Genomic DNA, 18754 nt, shown 5'->3' on the forward strand with positions numbered 1-18754 from the left:
CCGACCTATCGCCGCGCGAGACAGCCCCCCCCCCGAGCCCCCCCCGCGCCCAAACCGGCAGGCGGAAGTCACCCCGTCAGGCGATCAGGGTGCAGGGCGCGCCCACGCGCTCGAACGTGGAGCCGCCGATGTGCCGCCAGCTCGTCGCGCAGATGTAGCCGCCCGCCTGCACGGCCACGTTGCCGTAGTAACGGGTGAAGCTGCCCTGGTTCTGCGTCGGGCCGGTGACCCCGCCGATCTCGTGGAACCCCCAGTAGGTGCCGCAGGTGTTCGACGCCGTGGCGTAGTTGATGTAACGCGTGCTGCCGCTCGACGTGTATTCCACGAACAGGTAGGTGCAGCCGTTGCTGCTGCCGTTGCTGGCCAGTGCGGTCGGCTGCGCGACGAACAACAGGCCGGCCGCCGCCACGACAGCGGCGAGCGCGGACGCGATGCGCTTGATCATTCATTCTCCTCGCGACGTGGAGCCCACGAAGAAAAGGCCCCCGAACCTGACCCGCGGTCAGGGGCGCGGCGATGCCGTGCCGAGGTCGAAAGGTAGTGACCGGGAAGATGCCGGCGCACGCGGAAAACAACGCTTCAACGTTGAACTACCCGAACAGCGCAAGACCGGGAATGTGTCACCCGGTCAGGGGATTCAGCTCGGGAGGGGAGCCGCGCCGCGTTCGGCCAGCAGCTCCTTCATGTACGTGCTCTCGCTCGTCTGGGACTTGAGCATGTTGTCCGCGAGCGTGCGCACGACCGACTCGCCGGCGTGCGCGGCGGCGTACTCCGCCATGGGCGCGCCGCCCTGGTGGTGGCGCAGCATCAGCTGGAGGAAGTACACGTCGAACTCGATGCCGGTGAGCGACCGCAGCTTGTTCAGCTCCTGCGGCGTCGCCATGCCCGGCATCTCGGCGGCCCCGTCGCCCGACCCGGCCCCGGAGTGGCCCGGGTGGCCGTTCGTGCCGGACCGGGGCGTCATCCACCACATGTGCCTGCCGTCGGCCGACTGCTCGGGGTAGCCCCAGAGGAACAGCCAGCCCTTCATCCGGCCGACCTGCTCCAGCTGCGTCGAGGAGATGTCGAACGCGAGCTGCTTGACGGCCGGGTCGGCGGTCTTGTCGCGCGCGATGTTGGCCATCGTCACGCCCTGCAGGTGGTGGGCCGACATGTCCTGCGTGAACCCGACGTCGACGGAGTCGCGCGGCGGCGGCGCGGCGGTGTCGGAGCCGGGCAGCTTGATCAGCAGCCCGATGGCGGCGCCGAGCAGCAGGACCGCCACGACCGCGACCGCCACGACGACGGTCTTGGTCGCGGTACCCCCACCGGTGCCGGGGGTGGCGTCCTGCTGCTCGGTGTCGACCATGGGGTCAGCTGCCGGCCGTGGTGGTGGGGGCCGGCGTGTCGGCGCCGCTCGCGGGCGGCGCGGCGGAGGGGTCGCCGGTCGGCTCGGACGCGTCCGGGGTGCCGCCGTCCATCGGGATGGCGTCCGCGCCCGGGGCCTCCGCCACGAACGGCGGCGGGTTGGACACGTCGAAGCCGGTCGAGTCGCACGGCGCGCCGACCTCGGGGTAGGTGTACTGGTTGCGCCGCAGCGACTGGATGAACTGGTCGATGCGCTCGTCGTCGGCGCTCTCCAGCTTGAGCTGGTGGCCCCACGACTGCAGCGAGATCGGCTTGTCGAGGCCGGGGTACGGCGACAGCATCGTGAACGGCTTGCCCTCGGCGCGCGACTTCAGCTTCTCCAGCGCGTCACCGGTGACCTGGTCGGGGTTGTACGTGATCCAGACCGCGCCGTGCTCCAGCGGGTGCACCATGTTCTCGTTGCGCACGGCCTTGTCGTACACCGTGCCGGTGCAGTCGGCCCACACGTTGTCGTGCGGACCGCCGAAGGGCGGCGACTGGTCGTAGGCGACCCGCTGCGTGGCGTCGACGTGCCGGCCGGCCGAGTACTCGACCTTGACCACGCCTTCGATCTTGTCCGAGGGGTCCTTGTTCTCCTCGGAGGGAGTCCACTGGGCGAGCGCTTCCTCTTTCGCGTTCTGGTCGGCGATCTGGCTGTACGCGTACCCGAACACGGTGCCGGCCAGCGCCAGCACAGCCACCACCGCGATGATGGTGCCCCACGGCTTGGGCTTCTTGGCCACCACCGAGGAGCGCGCCGCCGCAACGCTGGAGCGCGCGGCCTTCGTCTTCTTGCCGCTGGTCATGTCCGCCTCAGTCTCGTCGTACCCCCATATCGCGGGCCAGTGTAGGGACACCGTGTCTGATCACCGTCAACTGCCCGTCACAGCGGGTGGTCACGCGCCGTGGCCGATCCCACTTCGCGGGACGCGCATCCCGGTCGAGACCAGCGGGAACGCTTCCCTAGACTTGTCGGGTGACTCCCGCTGCGCTCGCTGAACTGGTCCGTGCGACGGCCGTGGACGTGCTGTCCGCCCGCGGCCTCGATACCGCCGCCCTGCCCACAGCGGTCACGGTCGAGCGCCCCCGCAACCCCGAGCACGGCGACTACGCCACGAACCTCGCCCTCCAGACCGCCAAGAAGGTCGGCGTGCCGCCCCGCGACCTGGCCGGCTGGCTGGCCGAGGCGCTGACCGGCACCGACGCCATCTCCTCGGTCGAGGTGGCCGGTCCGGGCTTCCTGAACCTGCGGCTCGCCGCCGACGCCCAGGGCGCGATCGTGCGGGACGTGCTCAAGGCCGGCGAGGCGTACGGCCGCGGCGAGCAGCTCGCCGGCACGCGCATCAACCTGGAGTTCGTCTCGGCGAACCCCACCGGCCCCATCCACCTGGGCGGCACCCGCTGGGCCGCGGTCGGCGACGCGCTCGGCCGCATCCTCGCGGCGAACGGCGGCGAGGTCACCCGGGAGTACTACTTCAACGACGCGGGCGCGCAGATCGACCGGTTCGTCCGGTCCCTGATCGCCGCCGCGAAGGGCGAGCCCGCGCCGGAGGACGGCTACGCGGGCGGGTACGTGAGCGACATCGCCGCCGAGGTGCTGCGGCAGGAGCCCGGCGCGCTGAGCGCGGAGGACTCGCACGAGGTGTTCCGCCGCATCGGCGTCGGCCTCATGTTCGAGGAGATCAAGAAGGACCTGCACGACTTCGGCACGGACTTCGACGTCTTCTTCCACGAGGACTCGCTGCACAAGTCCGGCGCGGTCACCAAGGCCGTCGAGCAGCTCAAGGACTCCGGCGCGCTGTACTTCGAGAACGGCGCCTGGTGGCTGCGGTCCACCGAGTTCGGCGACGACAAGGACCGCGTGGTCATCAAGAGCGACGGCGACCCGGCGTACATCGCCGGTGACATCGCGTACCTGGTCGACAAGCGGTCGCGCGGCTTCGACCTCTGCATCTACATGCTCGGCGCGGACCACCACGGCTACATCGGCAGGCTGAAGGCCGCCGCGTCGGCGCTCGGCGACGACCCGGCGTCGGTCGAGGTGCTGATCGGCCAGATGGTGAACCTGGTCAGCGACGGCAAGCCGGTGCGGATGAGCAAGCGCGCGGGCACCGTGATCACCATGCAGGACCTGGTGGACGCGGTCGGCGTGGACGCCGCCCGGTACGCCATGACCCGCTCGTCGGTCGACTCGTCCCTGGACATCGACCTCGACCTGCTGCGCAAGCGCAGCAACGACAACCCCGTCTTCTACGTGCAGTACGCGCACGCCCGGCTGTCGTCCGTGCTGCGCAACGCCGCCGACCTGGGCGTCACGCCGGGCGACGCGGCAGACCTGCTCGTGCACGACCGCGAGGGCGACCTGATCCGCACCCTCGGCGAGTTCCCCCGCGTCGTGGCCACGGCCGGCGAGCTGCGCGAACCGCACCGCGTGGCGCGGTACCTGGAGGAGCTGGCCGGCACCTACCACCGGTTCCACGAGGCGTGCCGGGTGCTGCCGCGCGGCGACGAGGAGACGACCGAGCTGCACCGGGCCCGGCTGAGCCTGTGCGCGGCCACGCGCCAGGTGTTCGCCAACGGCCTCGCGCTGCTGGGCGTGACCGCGCCGGAGCGCATGTGATGCGCGCGCACCCGGCCGGTCCCCGGCACGCCGACGTCCTCGTCCCCGCCAACACGGCGGGCAACCGCCCCTCCACCGCGGCGGAGCTGGACGCGCTGCACCCGCAGGTGTGGCCGCGCAACGCCGAGCGCGCCGCCGACGGCGCGGTGCGCCTGGCGGGCGTGGACGTGCGCCAACTCGCCCAGGAGCACGGCACCCCGCTGTTCGTGATGGACGAGGCCGACTTCCGCTCGCGCTGCCGCGAGCACGCCGAGGCGTTCGGCGACCCGACCCGGGTCCACTACGCGTCCAAGGCGTTCCTGTCCGTCGCGGTGGCCCGGTGGGTCGCCGAGGAGGGCCTGAGCATCGACGTGGCCAGCGGCGGCGAGCTGGCCGTGGCGCTGCGCGCCCGGTTCCCGGCGGAGCGGATCGCGCTGCACGGCAACAACAAGTCCGTCGCCGAGCTGACCGCCGCGGTCGAGGCCGGGGTGGGCGCGGTCGTGCTGGACTCGTTCTACGAGATCGCCCGCCTGGACCAGATCGCCCGCGAGCGCGGCCGGGTGCAGCCGGTGATGATCCGGGTGACGGTGGGCGTCGAGGCGCACACGCACGAGTTCATCGCCACCGCGCACGAGGACCAGAAGTTCGGCTTCTCGCTGTCCTCCGGCGACGCGGCCGAGGCGGCCCGCCGGGTGCTCAAGTCGGAAGGGCTGCGGCTGGTCGGCCTGCACAGCCACATCGGCTCGCAGATCTTCGACGCCAGCGGGTTCGAGGTCGCCGCGCGCCGGGTCATCGGCCTGCTCGCCGACCTGCGCGACGAGCACGGCGACGCGCTGCTCGACCACGTGACCACCGTCGACCTGGGCGGCGGCCTCGGCATCGCCTACACCCCCGACGACGACCCGCCGCCGCCCGCCGAGCTGGCCAGGCAGCTGCAGAACATCGTGGCCAAGGAGTGCGAGCACGCCGAGCTGCCCGTGCCGAAGATCGCGGTCGAGCCGGGTCGCGCCATCGTCGGACCCGGCACGGTGACGCTGTACGAGGTGGGCACCATCAAGGACGTCCAGCTCGACGCGGGCGTGGTGCGCCGGTACGTGAGCGTGGACGGCGGCATGAGCGACAACATCCGCACCGCGCTCTACGACGCGGTCTACGACTGCAAGCTGGTCTCGCGGGCGGCCGGCGAGGACTCCCGGCCGGTGCTGTGCCGCGTCGTCGGCAAGCACTGCGAGTCCGGCGACGTGGTCGTGCGCGACTGCTGGCTGCCCGACGACCTCGCGCCCGGCGACCTGATCGCCGTGGCCGCGACCGGCGCGTACTGCTACTCCATGGCCAGCGGCTACAACCGGCTGCCCCGGCCCGCGCTCGCCGCGGTCGAGGGCGGGACGTCCCGGTTGCTGCTGCGCCGGGAGACCGAGGAAGACCTGTTCCGCCTGGAGGTATGAGAAGTGGCAAGCCACGAGGTCGAACCGATCAGGGTCGCGCTGCTGGGCTGCGGCACGGTCGGCACCGAGGTGGTCCGGCTGCTCACCGACCAGGCGGCCGACCTCACCGCGCGGGCGGGCGCGCCGGTCGAGCTGGCGGGCATCGCGGTGCGCAAGCCCAACAAGCACCGCGAGGTGCCGGCGGAGCTGCTCACCACCGACGCGGCGGCGCTCGTGTCGCGGCCCGGGGTGGACGTGGTCGTCGAGGTCATCGGCGGCATCGAGCCCGCGCGCACGCTGCTGCTCGACGCCCTGCGCAGGGGCAAGTCCGTGGTGACCGCGAACAAGGCGCTGCTGGCCGAGCACTCGGCCGAGCTGTTCGAGGCCGCCGACGCCTCCGGCGCCGACCTGTACTTCGAGGCGGCGGTGGCGGGCGCGATCCCGCTGCTGCGCCCGCTGCGCGAGTCGCTGGCGGGCGACCGCATCACCCGGGTGATGGGCATCGTCAACGGCACCACGAACTTCATCCTCTCGGGCATGGACTCGACCGGCGCGAGCTACGCCGAGACCCTGGAGGAGGCGACCCGGCTCGGGTACGCCGAGGCGGACCCGACGGCCGACGTGGACGGCTTCGACGCCGCGTCCAAGGCCGCGATCCTCGCCTCGCTCGCCTTCCACAGCCGGGTCACGGCCGCCGACGTGCACCGCGAGGGCATCGCGCAGGTCAGCGCCGCCGACATCGCCGCCGCCAAGGCCCTGGGCCGCACGGTGAAGCTGCTCGCGATCTGCGAGCGGGTGCCCCACGAGGACGGCGAGGGCATCTCGGTGCGGGTGCACCCGGCGATGATCCCGGCCTCCCACCCGCTGGCGAGCGTGCACGGCGCGTTCAACGCGGTGTTCGTGGAGGCCGACGCGGCCGGCGAGATGATGTTCTACGGCCAGGGCGCGGGCGGCGCGCCGACCGCGAGCGCGGTCCTCGGCGACCTGGTCGCGGTGGCCCGCAACCGGGTGCACCGCGGGCGCGGTCCGCGCGAGTCGGCCTACGCGGCGCTGCCCGTGCGGCCGATGGGGCAGACCCCGACGCGCTATCACATCAGCCTCGACGTCGCCGACCGGGCGGGCGTGTTGTCGCAGGTCGCTGCGGTGTTCGCGGAGCACGACGTGAGCATCGCGGCGGTGCGGCAGGAGGGTCGGGTCGACGACGCCAGCCTGGTGATCGTCACCCACGCCGCTACCGACGCGGCACTGCGGTCGACCGTGGACAAAATCGGCGGGCTGCCCGTGGTTCGGGAAGTGGTCAGCGTGATGCGGGTGGAAGGCGAAGAGAGTTGACGCACCAGGCGACCGTCGGCGGAGCCGACAATCCGACGACCGTTGGCGGAGCCGACAATCGGACGACCGTCGGCGGAGCCGGCAACCGGACGACCGTCGGCGGAGCCGGCAACCAGACGACCGCGCGACCGGGGTGGCCGGGCATCATCCACGCGTACGCGGACCGGATCGAACTCCCCGAGGGCGCCGAGGTCGTCACCCTCCACGAGGGCGGCACGCCGCTGGTGGCCGCCGAGCACCTGTCGGACCTGACCGGCTGCCGGGTCTACGTCAAGGTCGAGGGCGCGAACCCCACCGGCTCGTTCAAGGACCGCGGCATGACCGTGGCCATGACGCACGCCCTGGCCAGCGGCATCCGGGCGGTGATCTGCGCGTCCACCGGCAACACCTCCGCGAGCGCCGCCGCCTACGCGGCCAAGGCGGGCCTGACCGCCGCGGTGCTCGTGCCGCGCGGCAAGATCGCGCTGGGCAAGCTCGCCCAGGCCGTCGCGCACGGCGCGCGCATCCTGCAGATCGACGGCAACTTCGACGACTGCCTGGAGCTGGCCTCCAAGACGTCGACCGAGTACCCGATCACCCTGGTCAACTCGGTCAACCCGGTGCGCCTGATCGGCCAGAAGACCGCCGCGTGGGAGATCTGCGACGTGCTCGGCCGCGCGCCGGACGTGCACTGCCTGCCGGTCGGCAACGCGGGCAACATCACCGCCTACTGGCGCGGCTACTCCGACTACCACCGCGACGGCGTGATCGACGCCACGCCCCGCATGTTCGGGTTCCAGGCCGCGGGCTCCGCGCCGCTGGTGCTCGGCGAGCCGGTGGCGAACCCGGAGACGATCGCGACCGCCATCCGGGTGGGCAGCCCGGCGTCCTGGACGGGCGCGGTGGCCGCCAAGGAGGAGTCCGGCGGGCTGTTCGAGGCCGTGACGGACGAGAAGATCCTGGAGGCGTACCGGCTGCTGGCCTCGACCGAGGGCATCTTCGTCGAGCCCGCGTCCGCCACCAGCGTGGCGGGCCTGCTGGCCACCGCCGCCGACGGCCGGCTGCCGCGGGGCTCCACGGTCGTCTGCACGGTCACCGGGCACGGCCTGAAGGACCCCGACACGGCCCTGCTGGGCATGCCCGAGGTGGAGCCGGTCCCGGTGGACCCCGGCGCCGTGGCGACCGCCCTGGAGCTGGCGTGACGGCCCCGGCCGTCCGCGCCGTCCGCGTCACCGTCCCCGGGTCCACGGCGAACCTCGGCTCGGGGTTCGACGCGCTCGGCATGGCACTGGGCGTGCACGACGAGCTGGAGTTCGCCGTGACCGGCGGCGGCCTGGCGGTGGAGGTCTCCGGCGAGGGCGCGGCGGACGTGCCCACCGACGAGCGCCACCTGGTCGTGCGGGCGTTCCGGGCGGCGTGCGAGCTGGTCGGCCTCGACGTGCCCGGCCTGCGGCTGACGTGCCGCAACAGCATCCCGCACGCGCGCGGCCTCGGCTCGTCGGCGGCGGCGGTCGTGGCCGGCGTGGCGGCCGGTTTCGCCCTCGCCGGTCGCGGGACGGACACGAGCGCGTTGCAACTCGCCGCGGAGTTCGAGGGCCACGCCGACAACGCGGCGGCGGCCATGCTCGGCGGCGTGGTCATCGCGTGGACGCGCGGTGACCGCTACCGCGCGGTGCGCGTGGACCCGCACCCCGGCGTGTCGCCGGTCGTGCTGGTGCCCTCGGAGGAGTCGTCCACGCACACCACCCGCGGCCTGCTGCCGTCGAAGGTGCCGCACGAGGACGCCGCGTTCGCCGCGGGCCGGTCCGCGCTGGCCGTGCACGCCCTCGCCGCCGACCCGTCGCTGCTGCCGGAGGCGTTGGACGACCGGCTGCACGAGCCGTACCGGGAGCCCGCCTGGCCTGCGACGACGCGCCTGGTGCGGGCGTTGCGGGAGGCCGGGGTGGCGGCCGCGGTGTCCGGCGCGGGACCCACGGTCCTGGCCCTGCCACCCGACGGCGTGCTGCCGCCCGGGGTGGACCTGGCGGGGTTCGAGGCCCGGCGGGTGCCGGTCGACCTGGCCGGAGTGCGGGTTGCGCCACTCGGCTGAGTGATGCGACGCGCCGTGCCCCGGTTGTTGCACCCGGCCGGACCGGCGTCTACCCTCGGGGCCATCAGTCACCGCGCGCACGGGCGCCGGTGTGGTGCCCGGACGTTCGTTCCGGATCGCATTCCTCCAGTGACTTGGCTCTGTGCCGTACGGACGGGGCCGACGCTGGAAGGCACCCGCTCGCCGTGTGACCGAAAGTCCCGCACCGGAGGACTCCAGCTTTCGTGCGCGTTCCGCGCCGTCGCCAGGTCCGCCTGAACCGGGACGAAACTGCCGCGCCGCATTCCGTCGGACGGCAGGTCCGCTGGAGCGCGTAGGAGGCGCGCTCCGGTCAGGAAGGACATGTGTGACCAACACCGATGTACTGAGCAGCCAAGCTCCTGCTGCTCCCGACCCCGCTGCCAGTTCCGGAGCCGAGGAGAACGCTCTGACCACCCCTTCGAACGGCAGCGCCACGCCGCGCAAGCGCGCGGGCCTCTCTGGAATGGTGCTGGCCGAACTCCGTGAACTCGCAGGTCAGCTGGGCATCACCGGCACCGCCGGCCTCCGCAAGGGCGACCTGATCGCCGCCATCAAGGAGCGGCAGGGCGGCACCTCCGGTCGGGGCAGTGCCGCGACGCCGCCCAAGGCCGAGAAGAAGGCCGAGGCCCCCAAGGCGGTGGTCGGGAAGGCCCCCGTCGCGGAGCAGGCCGCCGAGGCCCCCGCGCCGGTGGAGAAGCCGACCCAGCAGCAGCTCGACGTGACCGACCGCCCCGTGGAGGAGGAGGGTGGCCGGCGGGGCAACCGCCGTCGCCGTTCCGCCAACCGCCCCGCGGGCAGCCCCGAGTCGCCGGCGGCCGACGGCCAGCAGGCCCAGCCGCAGGCCGAGCGGCCGCAGGTCGACACGCGGTCGGGCGATCGCGGCGACGGCCGCGACGGGCGTCAGGGCGACGGCCGCCAGGAGCGCGCCGAGCGGCCCGACCGGGGCGACCGGTCGGAGCGCTCCGAGCAGCGCGAACAGCGCCAGGACCGGGGCGACCGCGGCAACCGGGGCGACCGGGGCGGGCGTGACGACCGCGGCGACCGGGGTGGCCGCGACCGCGACCAGAACCGCAACCGGCAGCAGGGCCAGGACGACGGCGACGAGGAGGGCGGCCGTCGCGGTCGCCGCTTCCGCGACCGCCGCCGGCGCGGCGGCCGGGGCGACGACGGCGGTCCCGCCACCGACACCGAGGTGCGCGAGGACGACGTCCTGCTGCCCGTGGCCGGCATCCTCGACGTGCTGGAGAACTACGCGTTCGTCCGCACCTCGGGCTACCTGGCCGGGCCGAACGACGTCTACGTGTCGTTGTCGCTGGTCCGCAAGTACGGGCTGCGCCGGGGCGACGCCCTGATCGGCGCCGTGCGGCAGCCGCGCGACGGCGAGCAGCAGCGGCAGAAGTTCAACCCGCTGGTGCGCGTGGACAAGATCAACGGCCTCGACCCGGAGGAGTCCCGCAACCGGCCGGACTTCACCAAGCTGACGCCGCTGTACCCGAACGAGCGCCTGCGGCTGGAGACCGAGCCGCACATCCTCACCACGCGCGTCATCGACCTGGTGATGCCGATCGGCAAGGGCCAGCGCGCCCTGGTCGTGTCGCCGCCGAAGGCGGGCAAGACCTCGGTGCTCCAGGCGATCGCCAACGCGATCACCAAGAACAACCCCGAGTGCCACCTGATGGTGGTGCTGGTGGACGAGCGCCCGGAAGAGGTCACCGACATGCAGCGGTCGGTGAAGGGCGAGGTCATCGCCTCCACCTTCGACCGCCCGCCGTCGGACCACACCACGATCTCGGAGCTGGCCATCGAGCGGGCGAAGCGCCTGGTCGAGATGGGTCACGACGTGGTCGTGCTGCTGGACTCGATCACCCGCCTGGGCCGTGCCTACAACCTCGCGGCCCCCGCGAGCGGCCGGATCCTGTCCGGTGGTGTCGACTCGACCGCCCTGTACCCGCCGAAGCGGTTCCTCGGCGCGGCCCGCAACATCGAGGGCGGCGGCTCGCTGACCGTCATCGCGACGGCCCTGGTCGAGACCGGGTCCGCGGGCGACAGCGTGATCTTCGAGGAGTTCAAGGGCACCGGCAACGCGGAGCTGAAGCTCGACCGCAAGATCGCGGACAAGCGGACCTTCCCGGCGGTGGACGTGGACTCGTCCGGCACCCGTAAGGAGGATCTGCTGCTCTCGCCCGACGAGCTGGCGGTCATGCACAAGCTGCGCCGGGTGCTGCACGCGCTGGACAGCCAGCAGGCCATCGACCTGCTGCTGGACCGGTTGCGCAAGAGCCGCACGAACATCGAGTTCCTGATGCAGGTGGCGAAGACCACCCCGGGCGCGGACAACGACTGACCGGTCCCGACCACCGAAGGCCCGTCCGGCGCCACGCCGGGCGGGCCTTCGGGCGTTCGGGGGCCGCGGGGTGGTCGGGCGGGGTTCGGCGGGTCCGGTGGTTGGCCGGTTGGCGGGGTCCGGCGGGGCTGTGGCGGGCCTGGCGGTCGGTGCGGTCCGGCCGGCCCGGCGGCCGGTGGGTCCGGCAGGTCGGGTGGTGCGGCCGGTCAGCAGGGCGGGGTGGGGGAGAGCAGCCCCGCCTCGGCGAGCGCGGCCGTGCGGCGGCGTTCGAGGAAGTACCGGGCCACCAGCAGCGCGGTGACGGGCACGCCCAGGGCCACGACGGCGGGCACGGGCACCCGGACGCCGTCCAGCAGCACCCCGGCGACCAGCACCGAGACCAGGTAGGGCCAGCGCAGCCAGACCCGCTGCCAGGAGGCGGTCCACCGCACGGCGGTCGACGCCGCGACGCCGACGGCGACGCCCGCGCCGAACACGGGGCTCGACAGGGTGAGGTCGCCGGGCACCCCGATCAGCAGCCCGCCGAGCCCGACGAGGCCCAGGACGGCGGCGCTGAACAGGAACGGCACGGCCAGCCACGCGGATAACGGGAGTGGACGTCCGACGGTGCAGAACACGGGGCACAGTGTGGCGTCCGCGCAACGCCGTCCGCTGCTCTCTGTATTTCAGCGGTTACCTCGTGCGCCAAATGGTCGACCCCGATCGGTGAGCGGTTGTGACGCCCGCCACCGGGAACAACGGGGGCCGGGCTCGCGTTGCAGTCGGTGACCGCCGATCTGGCACACTGTCGGGTCGAGTCCGGCTCCGGTTCACCTCGAAGAATCCGACGAGGACCCGGCGGCCACCTAGGAAGGGACAAGACGTTGAAGACCGGCATCCACCCCGAGTACGTGACGACCGAGGTCACCTGCGGCTGTGGCAACACCTTCACCACCCGCAGCACCAAGCCGTCCGGCGCCATCCACGTCGAGATCTGCGCCAACTGCCACCCGTTCTACACCGGCAAGCAGAAGATCCTCGACACCGGTGGTCGGGTCGCGCGCTTCGAGGCCCGCTACGGCAAGCGCGCCAAGTAGCCGACACCACGGCGTCCACCCCGTATCGCGGGTGGACGCCGTTGTCGTCTCCGCACCCCGTCGACCACCCCTCACCACCGCGCCGCGGCCGACCGCCGGCCGCCGAGACGCTTGAGACCGGAGCACCGCCGTGACGCTGGACGCCCTGCTGGCCGAGCACGCCGAGCTGGAAGCCAGGCTCGCCGACCCCTCGGTGCACGCCGACCAGGCGGGCGCGCGCAAGCTCGGCAAGCGCTACGCCGAGCTGACCCCGATCGTGAAGACCGCTCGTGAGCTGGAGCAGGCGAAGTCGGACCTGGAGACGGCCCGCGAGCTGGCCGCCGAGGATTCGGCGTTCGCCGAGGAGGCCGAGGAGCTGGCCAAGGCCGTCCCGGCGCTGGAGGCCAAGCTCACCGAGCTGCTGCTGCCCCGCGACCCGCACGACGGCGCGGACGTCGTGCTGGAGATCAAGTCCGGCGAGGGCGGCGAGGAGTCCGCGCTGTTCGCGGGCGACCTGCTGCGCATGTACCTGCGGTACGCCGAACGGCACGGGTGGAAAGCCGAAGTGCTCGACGGCACCGACTCCGACCTGGGCGGCTACAAGGACGTCACGGTGGCCATCAAGAGCCGCGCGGACAGCCCCGAGGGCGTGTGGTCGCGCCTGAAGTACGAGGGCGGCGTGCACCGCGTGCAGCGGGTGCCGGTGACCGAGTCGCAGGGCCGCATCCACACCTCCGCGGCCGGCGTCCTGGTGTTCCCGGAGACCGAGGACGTCGAGATCGAGATCGACGAGAACGACCTGCGCGTGGACGTCTTCCGCTCGTCCGGCAAGGGCGGGCAGAGCGTCAACACGACCGACTCGGCGGTGCGCATCACCCACCTGCCCACCGGCATCGTGGTGTCCTGCCAGAACGAGCGCAGCCAGCTGCAGAACAAGGCCCGCGCGATGCAGGTGCTCCAGGCGCGGCTGACCGCGCTGGCCGAGGAGAAGCAGCAGCAGGAGGCGTCGGACGCCCGGCGCTCGCAGATCCGCACGGTGGACCGCTCCGAGCGGGTCCGCACCTACAACTTCCCGGAATCGCGCATCTCCGATCACCGGGTTGGGTACAAAGCCCATAACCTGGACCAAGTGCTCGACGGCGACCTGGACGCGGTGCTGGACGCCCTGGCCGCGGCCGACCGGGCCGAACGGCTCGCCGGCAGGTGAGCCGGGCGGGCTGACCGGCTCGCCGGCAGGTGAGCCGCGGAGATCGGCTCACCGGCAGGTGAGCGGGGAGACCGGCTCGCCGGCGGCTGTGCCGGGGTGCCCGCGGGTGAGCCGCGGCCGGTTGTCGGTGGGCGGGCCGGGCAGGCGCGCCCGCAGGCCGACCGGGCTGCCCCGTGGGCGGTCGGGCGTGCGATGGCTCGTCGGCGGCTGGAACGGCTCGCCGGCGGGTAAGCCGGGGGGTGGGCGACCGCTCGCCGGCGGGCGGGCCGAGGCGAGCGGAGGGTGCGTGATGGCGGAAATCCTGGTGACCCCGCGGCGCGCCCCGCTCGACGCCGAGGTGCGGGTCCGCGTCACCGACCTGCCGCCCGACGAGCGGGTCACGATCCGCGCGTCGACCGGCGACCGGGCCTCGTCCGCGGTGTTCCTGGCCGACGAACGCGGCGTGGTCGACCTGGGCCGGCACGCGCCCGTCGAGGGCGACTACTCCGGCGTCGACCCGATGGGGTTGTTCTGGTCGATGACCCGGACCGGCGAGCCGCCCGGTCCCACGCTGGTCGAGGTCGTCGGCGTCGGCAAGGTGGAGCTGGAGCGACCGGCCGTGCCCGACGGCGTCCGGCGGACCGAGGTCGCCGAGAACGGCCTGGTCGGCGTGCTGTTCGAGCCCGACGACGACGCGGTGCACCCCGGCGTGCTGGTGCTGGGCGGTTCCGAGGGCGGGCTGCACGAGGCCGACGCCGCGCTGCTCGCCGGGCACGGGTTCGCGGCGCTCGCGCTGGCCTACTTCGGCGTGCCCGGCGTCCCGGACGACCTGGTCGACATCCCGCTGGAGTACGTCGGCGCCGCGCTGGAGTGGCTGGGCGGGCGGGCCGGCGCGGTCGGCGTCGTCGGCGGCTCGCGCGGCGGTGAGCTGGCGTTGCTGGTCGGCGCGACGTTCCCGCAGGTCAAGGCCGTGGTGAGCGTGGTCGGCAGCGGCGTGGTGACGCAGTGCATCGGACCGGGCGCGCGGCTGCTGCGGAAGCTGGAGCACGAGGCCGCGTCGTGGACGTGGCAGGGCAGGCCGCTGCCGTACCTGCCGTACTCGACCCCGGACGAGCTGCGCCGCCTGGTGGTCGACGGCGAACCGGTGCCGCTGCGGCTGGCGTTCGACCTCTCCGACGGCGTCCCGGAGGACGTCGAGATCCCGGTCGAGCGCATCGCGGGCGGTGTGTTGCTGCTCTCATCCGGGCGGGACGAGTCGTGGCCGTCCGAGGCGCTCAGCGAGGTCGCCTGGCGCCGGCTGACCGGGCTCGGGCACGGGCACCGGCACGAGCACGTGGTGTACCCCGAGGCAGGACACCTGATCGCGGGGCCGCCGCACCGACCGGTGACGGACCTGGTGGTGCCGGGGCCCGGCGTGCGGTTCGCGATGGGCGGCACGCCGGCCGCCACGGCCGCCGCCCGCGCGGACGCGTGGCGTCGGACCGTTGAGTTCTTGTCCGACCAACTGGGCACCTAATGTGTCGTTCATGAGCGCACACTTTGACGTCGTGGTCCTCGGTGCGGGGCCAGGCGGGTACGTCGCCGCGATCCGGGCGGCCCAGCTCGGACTGAAGACGGCGGTCATCGAGGAGCGTTACTGGGGCGGCGTGTGCCTGAACGTGGGCTGCATCCCGTCCAAGGCGCTGCTGCGCAACGCGGAGCTCGCGCACCTGTTCACCCACGAGCAGAAGACCTACGGCATCCAGGTCGACGGCTCGGTGAAGTTCGACTACGGCGTCGCCTACGAGCGCAGCCGGAAGGTCGCGGACGGGCGCGTCAAGGGCGTGCACTTCCTCATGAAGAAGAACGGCATCACCGAGTACAACGGTCGGGGGACCTTCCTCGACGCGAACACCATCCAGGTGGGTGATGAGACGGTCACGTTCTCGCACGCGATCATCGCGGCGGGCGCGACGACCCGCCTCCTGCCGGGGACGAAGCTGTCCGATCGGGTGGTGACGTACGAGGAGCAGATCCTGTCGCAGGACCTGCCGGAGAGCATCGTCATCGCCGGCGCGGGCGCGATCGGCGTCGAGTTCGCGTACGTGCTGCACAACTACGGCGTGAAGGTCACCATCGTCGAATTCCTCGACCGGGTGGTGCCGCTGGAGGACGCCGAGGTGTCGGCCGAGTTGGCCAAGCGGTACAAGCGGCTCGGGATCGACGTGCGCACGTCCACCCGGGTGGAGTCCATCGACGACTCCGGCCCGCGGGTGCGGGTGACGGTGTCGAAGGACGGCGCGGAAGAGGTGCTGGAGGCCGACAAGGTGCTCCAGGCCATCGGCTTCCAGCCGCGCGTCGAGGGCTACGGGCTGGAGAAGACCGGGGTCCGGCTCACCGAGCGCGGCGCGATCGCGGTCGACGGGCGCGGTCGCACGAACGTGGAGAACATCTTCGCGATCGGCGACGTGACGGCGAAGCTGATGCTCGCCCACGCCGCCGAGTCCATGGGCATCATCGCGGCGGAGACGATCGCGGGCGCGGAGACCATGGAGCTGGACTTCGTGATGATCCCGCGGGCGACGTACTGCCAGCCGCAGATCGCGTCGTTCGGGTGGACCGAGGCGCAGGCGCGCGAGCGCGGGTTCGACGTCCGGGTGGCGAAGTTCCCGTTCACCGCGAACGGCAAGGCCCACGGCATCGGCGACTCGGCCGGTTTCGTGAAGCTGATCAGCGACGCCAAGTACGGCGAGCTGCTCGGCGGCCACCTGATCGGGCCGGACGTGACGGAGCTGCTGCCGGAGCTGACGCTGGCCCAGCAGTGGGACCTCACGGTGCACGAGGTGGCCCGCAACGTGCACGCGCACCCGACGCTCGGCGAGGCGGTCAAGGAAGCGGTGCACGGCCTGGCCGGACACATGATCAACTTCTGAGGCCCCTACCCTGGAGCGCATGACTCGACACCCGCTGCGGCCGGCGATCATGGAAGCGGAACGCCTGCTGGCCTCGGCGGGTGTCGACAGCCCCCGAGTCGACGCGGAACTGCTCGCCGCCCACGTGCTCGGCGTCGAGCGGTCGCGGTTGCCGCTGATCCCGATGGTCGACCCGGCGGTGGTGGACGCGCTGCACAAGGTCGTGCGGCAGCGCATGACGCGCGTGCCGTTGCAGCACATCACCGGGTGGGCGCACCTGGGCGGGCTGGACCTGGAGGTGGGTCCGGGCGTGTTCATCCCGCGCCCGGAGACCGAGCTGATGCTCGAATGGGGCCTGTGCACGGTGGACGGCGCGGACGCGCCGGTGGTCGTGGACCTGTGCACGGGCTCGGGCGCGCTGGCGCTGGCGGCGGCGCACCGGTTGCCGCACGCCTCCGTGCACGCGGTGGAGCGCGACCCCGGCGCGTTGGCGTGGGCGCGGCGCAACGCGGAGGCCCGCGCGGCGGCGGGGGACACCCCGATCACGCTGCACGCCGGTGACGTGACGGCGGCGGACGTGTTGAGCGACCTCGACGGTCGGGTGGACCTGGTGCTGTGCAACCCGCCGTACGTGCCGGACGGGACCGAGGTGCCGCCGGAGGTGGCGGAGCACGACCCGCGGCACGCCGTGTTCGGCGGTGAGGACGGGTTGGACGTGATCCGGCACGTGGTGGGGGTGGCGGCGCGGTTGCTCAAGCCCGGCGGGCACGTGGCGATCGAGCACGACGACACGCAGGGGGCGATCGTGCCCGCGTTGCTGGGGGCGCGGAAGGTGTTGACCGACGTGGAGGACCACCCGGACCTGGCGTGGCGGTCGCGGTTCTCGACGGCGCGTCGGGTGTGACGTCCGGGCGCTCGTGCTAGGGCTTCGCCGAAGCGCTCATCAGGGCGAGGCGCGAGCGGGTGAGTTCCCACTCCTCCGGTGGGCCGGCCGAGTACAGGACGTATTCGATGCCGTTCGCTTCCCAGAAAGCGGTGGCGACGCGTTTCGGGCCCGAGGACGCGTTCTCGTCGAATTCCCAGGTGACGGCCGGGTGGCCGCGGATCGTGGTGGCGGTGAGCGTCACCCGGCGGTGGCCGGGTTCGCGTTCGCGGTCGGTGGCGGCTTCGGTGATGCGGTCGAGGAGCGTCTTGCCCGGGTCGGTGACCGGTGCGCCGCCCAGTCGCAGCTCGCGGCGGGGAGAGGTCGGGTCGGTGGCGACCAGGGTGGTGGTGACGGTGCCCTCGGCGACGGTCCAGGTGGCCGGGATGGTGGTGGTGAGGCCGCCCGGTGCTTCGATTTGTCGGAGGTCTGAGGGATTGGTGGTGGTCGGGGTGGGGGCTGGGGTCTGAGTGGTGGTGGTGACGGTGGTGGTCGGGATCGAGGGGATGGTCGGTGTGGCGGCGGCTGCCGGTGGGGTCGGCGGCGGGGCGAAGGTCAGGTAGCTCGCGGCGCCGGCGACCAGCAGGTAGGCGACGGCGGAGGTCAGGGCGAGGGGAAGGGCACCCATCGGGGTTCTCGCAGTCACCGGGGCCACCGGACGCCTCGCCATCGGGGATGATCTGGACACCAACGCTCCGGCGAGTAAATCGGAGGACCCGCGATGCCTGTCAATGGTCCGAACGAGTGGAGTGAAGTGCGGGAATGGTTGGACGCCCGCATCCCGCGCGTCGACCTGACCGAATTCGCGGAACCGGATCGGATGCGGTTGGCCCGGTCGCTGGGTGTGCTGACGCGGGCGTTGGGCGAGGGCGGGACCGGTGCGGCGGAGGCGGTGGCGGTCGTGCGCGGCGAGTTGGGGAGGGGTGGGTCGCCGCGCGCGGACGACGTGCTGCGCACGCACCTGGCCATCGCGTTGGCCGCGCGGAGCGCCGAGGTGCGCGATGTGGCGGCGGGTGGCGCGTTGGTGGTCACGGGCGCGCGGCAGGCGGCGGAGTGCCGGGCGTTGGCCGACGAGATCCTGGCGCTCAGCCCGCACCCGGGGTTGAGCGGGTTCGCGGCCGAGCTGCACCGGCGGTTGGACCGGGCGGAGCGGTGGCGGTGGGTGGAGCCCGACGTGGGGACGGCGGCGGTGGTCGGGTTGGCGGTGCTCGTGCTGCCGTTCGTGGGCGGGGCGATCGGGAACGCGGCGGTGGCGGTGGGTGGGGTAGTGGTGGGTGGCGCGTTGGTGTTCGGGTTCGTGATGGCGCACCGGAAGCGGCAGTGGGCGGTTGACGCGGAGGAGGTGCGGTAGGGGGTGCCGGGGGCGGGTTTGGTGGGGTGCGGAGGGTTCCGGGGGCGGGGTCGGCGAGATACCGGGGGTTCCGGGGGCGGGGTCGGCGAGATACCGGGGGTTCCGGGGGCGGGTCCGGCCCGATTTGACATGGGGCCCGTACGAGCACCCCAGGCAGGCCGTAGCCGGCAGGCCC

The 18754-nt window shown here is 72.9% G+C and carries 17 protein-coding genes; 12 read left to right on the plus strand and 5 right to left on the minus strand.

Annotated features, from left to right (window positions below):
* Window positions 1–76: 76 nt before the first annotated feature.
* The 3 genes from ACFXGA_RS09370 to ACFXGA_RS09380 form a co-directional block, all read right to left on the minus strand.
* Entirely contained in the window at window positions 77–445 is a 369-nt protein-coding gene (locus ACFXGA_RS09370) for a hypothetical protein (RefSeq protein WP_378085921.1), read from the minus strand.
* Between the two features lie 192 nt (window positions 446–637).
* The gene (locus tag ACFXGA_RS09375) at window positions 638–1348 is read right to left on the minus strand and encodes a DUF305 domain-containing protein (RefSeq protein ID WP_378085923.1); all 711 of its coding nucleotides are present in this window, start codon (window positions 1346–1348) and stop codon (window positions 638–640) included.
* 4 nt (window positions 1349–1352) lie between these two features.
* A complete protein-coding gene (locus tag ACFXGA_RS09380) occupies window positions 1353–2192 on the minus strand; it encodes a DUF3105 domain-containing protein (protein ID WP_378085925.1) in 840 nt (279 codons plus the stop codon).
* A 170-nt stretch (window positions 2193–2362) separates the two neighbouring features.
* On the opposite strand from ACFXGA_RS09380, the gene argS reads away from it, so the two are divergent.
* The 6 genes from argS (at window position 2363) to rho (ending at window position 11174) form a co-directional block, all read left to right on the plus strand.
* Entirely contained in the window at window positions 2363–4006 is a 1644-nt protein-coding gene (gene argS / locus ACFXGA_RS09385) for an arginine--tRNA ligase (RefSeq protein WP_378085927.1), read from the plus strand.
* A complete protein-coding gene (gene lysA, locus ACFXGA_RS09390) occupies window positions 4006–5430 on the plus strand; it encodes a diaminopimelate decarboxylase (RefSeq protein WP_378085929.1) in 1425 nt (474 codons plus the stop codon). The genes argS and lysA overlap by 1 nt, the downstream gene beginning before the upstream one ends.
* Before the next feature lie 3 nt (window positions 5431–5433).
* Complete coding sequence (locus ACFXGA_RS09395; RefSeq protein WP_378085931.1) at window positions 5434–6741, plus strand: homoserine dehydrogenase; 1308 nt, start codon at window positions 5434–5436, stop codon at window positions 6739–6741.
* Window positions 6742–6884: 143 nt separating this feature from the next.
* Complete coding sequence (thrC, locus tag ACFXGA_RS09400; protein ID WP_378085958.1) at window positions 6885–7922, plus strand: threonine synthase; 1038 nt, start codon at window positions 6885–6887, stop codon at window positions 7920–7922.
* Window positions 7919–8809: a homoserine kinase gene (gene thrB, locus ACFXGA_RS09405; protein ID WP_378085933.1), complete on the plus strand. Its 891-nt coding sequence runs from the start codon at window positions 7919–7921 to the stop codon at window positions 8807–8809. Before thrC ends, thrB begins: the two co-directional genes overlap by 4 nt.
* Before the next feature lie 346 nt (window positions 8810–9155).
* Complete coding sequence (gene rho / locus ACFXGA_RS09410) at window positions 9156–11174, plus strand: transcription termination factor Rho (RefSeq protein WP_378085935.1); 2019 nt, start codon at window positions 9156–9158, stop codon at window positions 11172–11174.
* Window positions 11175–11380: 206 nt separating this feature from the next.
* On the opposite strand, the gene ACFXGA_RS09415 is transcribed toward rho, so the two are convergent.
* Complete coding sequence (locus ACFXGA_RS09415; protein ID WP_378085937.1) at window positions 11381–11791, minus strand: hypothetical protein; 411 nt, start codon at window positions 11789–11791, stop codon at window positions 11381–11383.
* 246 nt (window positions 11792–12037) lie between these two features.
* Here ACFXGA_RS09415 and rpmE point away from each other — a divergent pair, with 246 nt between their 5' ends.
* From rpmE to prmC, 5 genes are all read left to right on the plus strand, one after another.
* Complete coding sequence (gene rpmE / locus ACFXGA_RS09420) at window positions 12038–12250, plus strand: 50S ribosomal protein L31 (RefSeq protein WP_378085939.1); 213 nt, start codon at window positions 12038–12040, stop codon at window positions 12248–12250.
* 130 nt (window positions 12251–12380) lie between these two features.
* Complete coding sequence (gene prfA, locus ACFXGA_RS09425) at window positions 12381–13436, plus strand: peptide chain release factor 1 (RefSeq protein ID WP_378085942.1); 1056 nt, start codon at window positions 12381–12383, stop codon at window positions 13434–13436.
* A 289-nt stretch (window positions 13437–13725) separates the two neighbouring features.
* Entirely contained in the window at window positions 13726–14931 is a 1206-nt protein-coding gene (locus ACFXGA_RS09430; protein WP_378085944.1) for an acyl-CoA thioester hydrolase/BAAT C-terminal domain-containing protein, read from the plus strand.
* Between the two features lie 10 nt (window positions 14932–14941).
* Window positions 14942–16327, plus strand: a complete 1386-nt coding sequence (lpdA, locus tag ACFXGA_RS09435; protein ID WP_378085946.1) for a dihydrolipoyl dehydrogenase — start codon at window positions 14942–14944, stop codon at window positions 16325–16327.
* A gap of 19 nt (window positions 16328–16346) precedes the next feature.
* Complete coding sequence (gene prmC, locus ACFXGA_RS09440; RefSeq protein WP_378085948.1) at window positions 16347–17210, plus strand: peptide chain release factor N(5)-glutamine methyltransferase; 864 nt, start codon at window positions 16347–16349, stop codon at window positions 17208–17210.
* A 16-nt stretch (window positions 17211–17226) separates the two neighbouring features.
* On the opposite strand, the gene ACFXGA_RS09445 is transcribed toward prmC, so the two are convergent.
* Window positions 17227–17856, minus strand: coding sequence for a hypothetical protein (locus ACFXGA_RS09445; RefSeq protein ID WP_378085950.1), 630 nt, complete (start codon window positions 17854–17856; stop codon window positions 17227–17229).
* 126 nt (window positions 17857–17982) lie between these two features.
* Between ACFXGA_RS09445 and ACFXGA_RS09450 the strand changes: the two genes are divergently transcribed.
* The gene (locus tag ACFXGA_RS09450; RefSeq protein ID WP_378085952.1) at window positions 17983–18579 is read left to right on the plus strand and encodes a hypothetical protein; all 597 of its coding nucleotides are present in this window, start codon (window positions 17983–17985) and stop codon (window positions 18577–18579) included.
* The last annotated feature ends 175 nt before the right edge of the window (window positions 18580–18754 follow it).

Source organism: Actinosynnema sp. NPDC059335, from assembly GCF_042752395.1.
GTDB lineage: Bacteria > Actinomycetota > Actinomycetes > Mycobacteriales > Pseudonocardiaceae > Actinosynnema.

Excerpts from the sequence above, each read along its gene's own strand:
- ACFXGA_RS09380 (WP_378085925.1), bottom strand. The coding sequence starts at position 2,192 with ATGACCAGCGGCAAGAAGACGAAGGCCGCGCGCTCCAGCGTTGCGGCG.
- lpdA (WP_378085946.1), top strand. The coding sequence starts at position 14,942 with ATGAGCGCACACTTTGACGTCGTGGTCCTCGGTGCGGGGCCAGGCGGG.
- ACFXGA_RS09430 (WP_378085944.1), top strand. The coding sequence starts at position 13,726 with ATGGCGGAAATCCTGGTGACCCCGCGGCGCGCCCCGCTCGACGCCGAG.
- lysA (WP_378085929.1), top strand. The coding sequence starts at position 4,006 with ATGCGCGCGCACCCGGCCGGTCCCCGGCACGCCGACGTCCTCGTCCCC.
- ACFXGA_RS09370 (WP_378085921.1), bottom strand. The coding sequence starts at position 445 with ATGATCAAGCGCATCGCGTCCGCGCTCGCCGCTGTCGTGGCGGCGGCC.
- ACFXGA_RS09445 (WP_378085950.1), bottom strand. The coding sequence starts at position 17,856 with ATGGGTGCCCTTCCCCTCGCCCTGACCTCCGCCGTCGCCTACCTGCTG.
- prmC (WP_378085948.1), top strand. The coding sequence starts at position 16,347 with ATGACTCGACACCCGCTGCGGCCGGCGATCATGGAAGCGGAACGCCTG.
- ACFXGA_RS09375 (WP_378085923.1), bottom strand. The coding sequence starts at position 1,348 with ATGGTCGACACCGAGCAGCAGGACGCCACCCCCGGCACCGGTGGGGGT.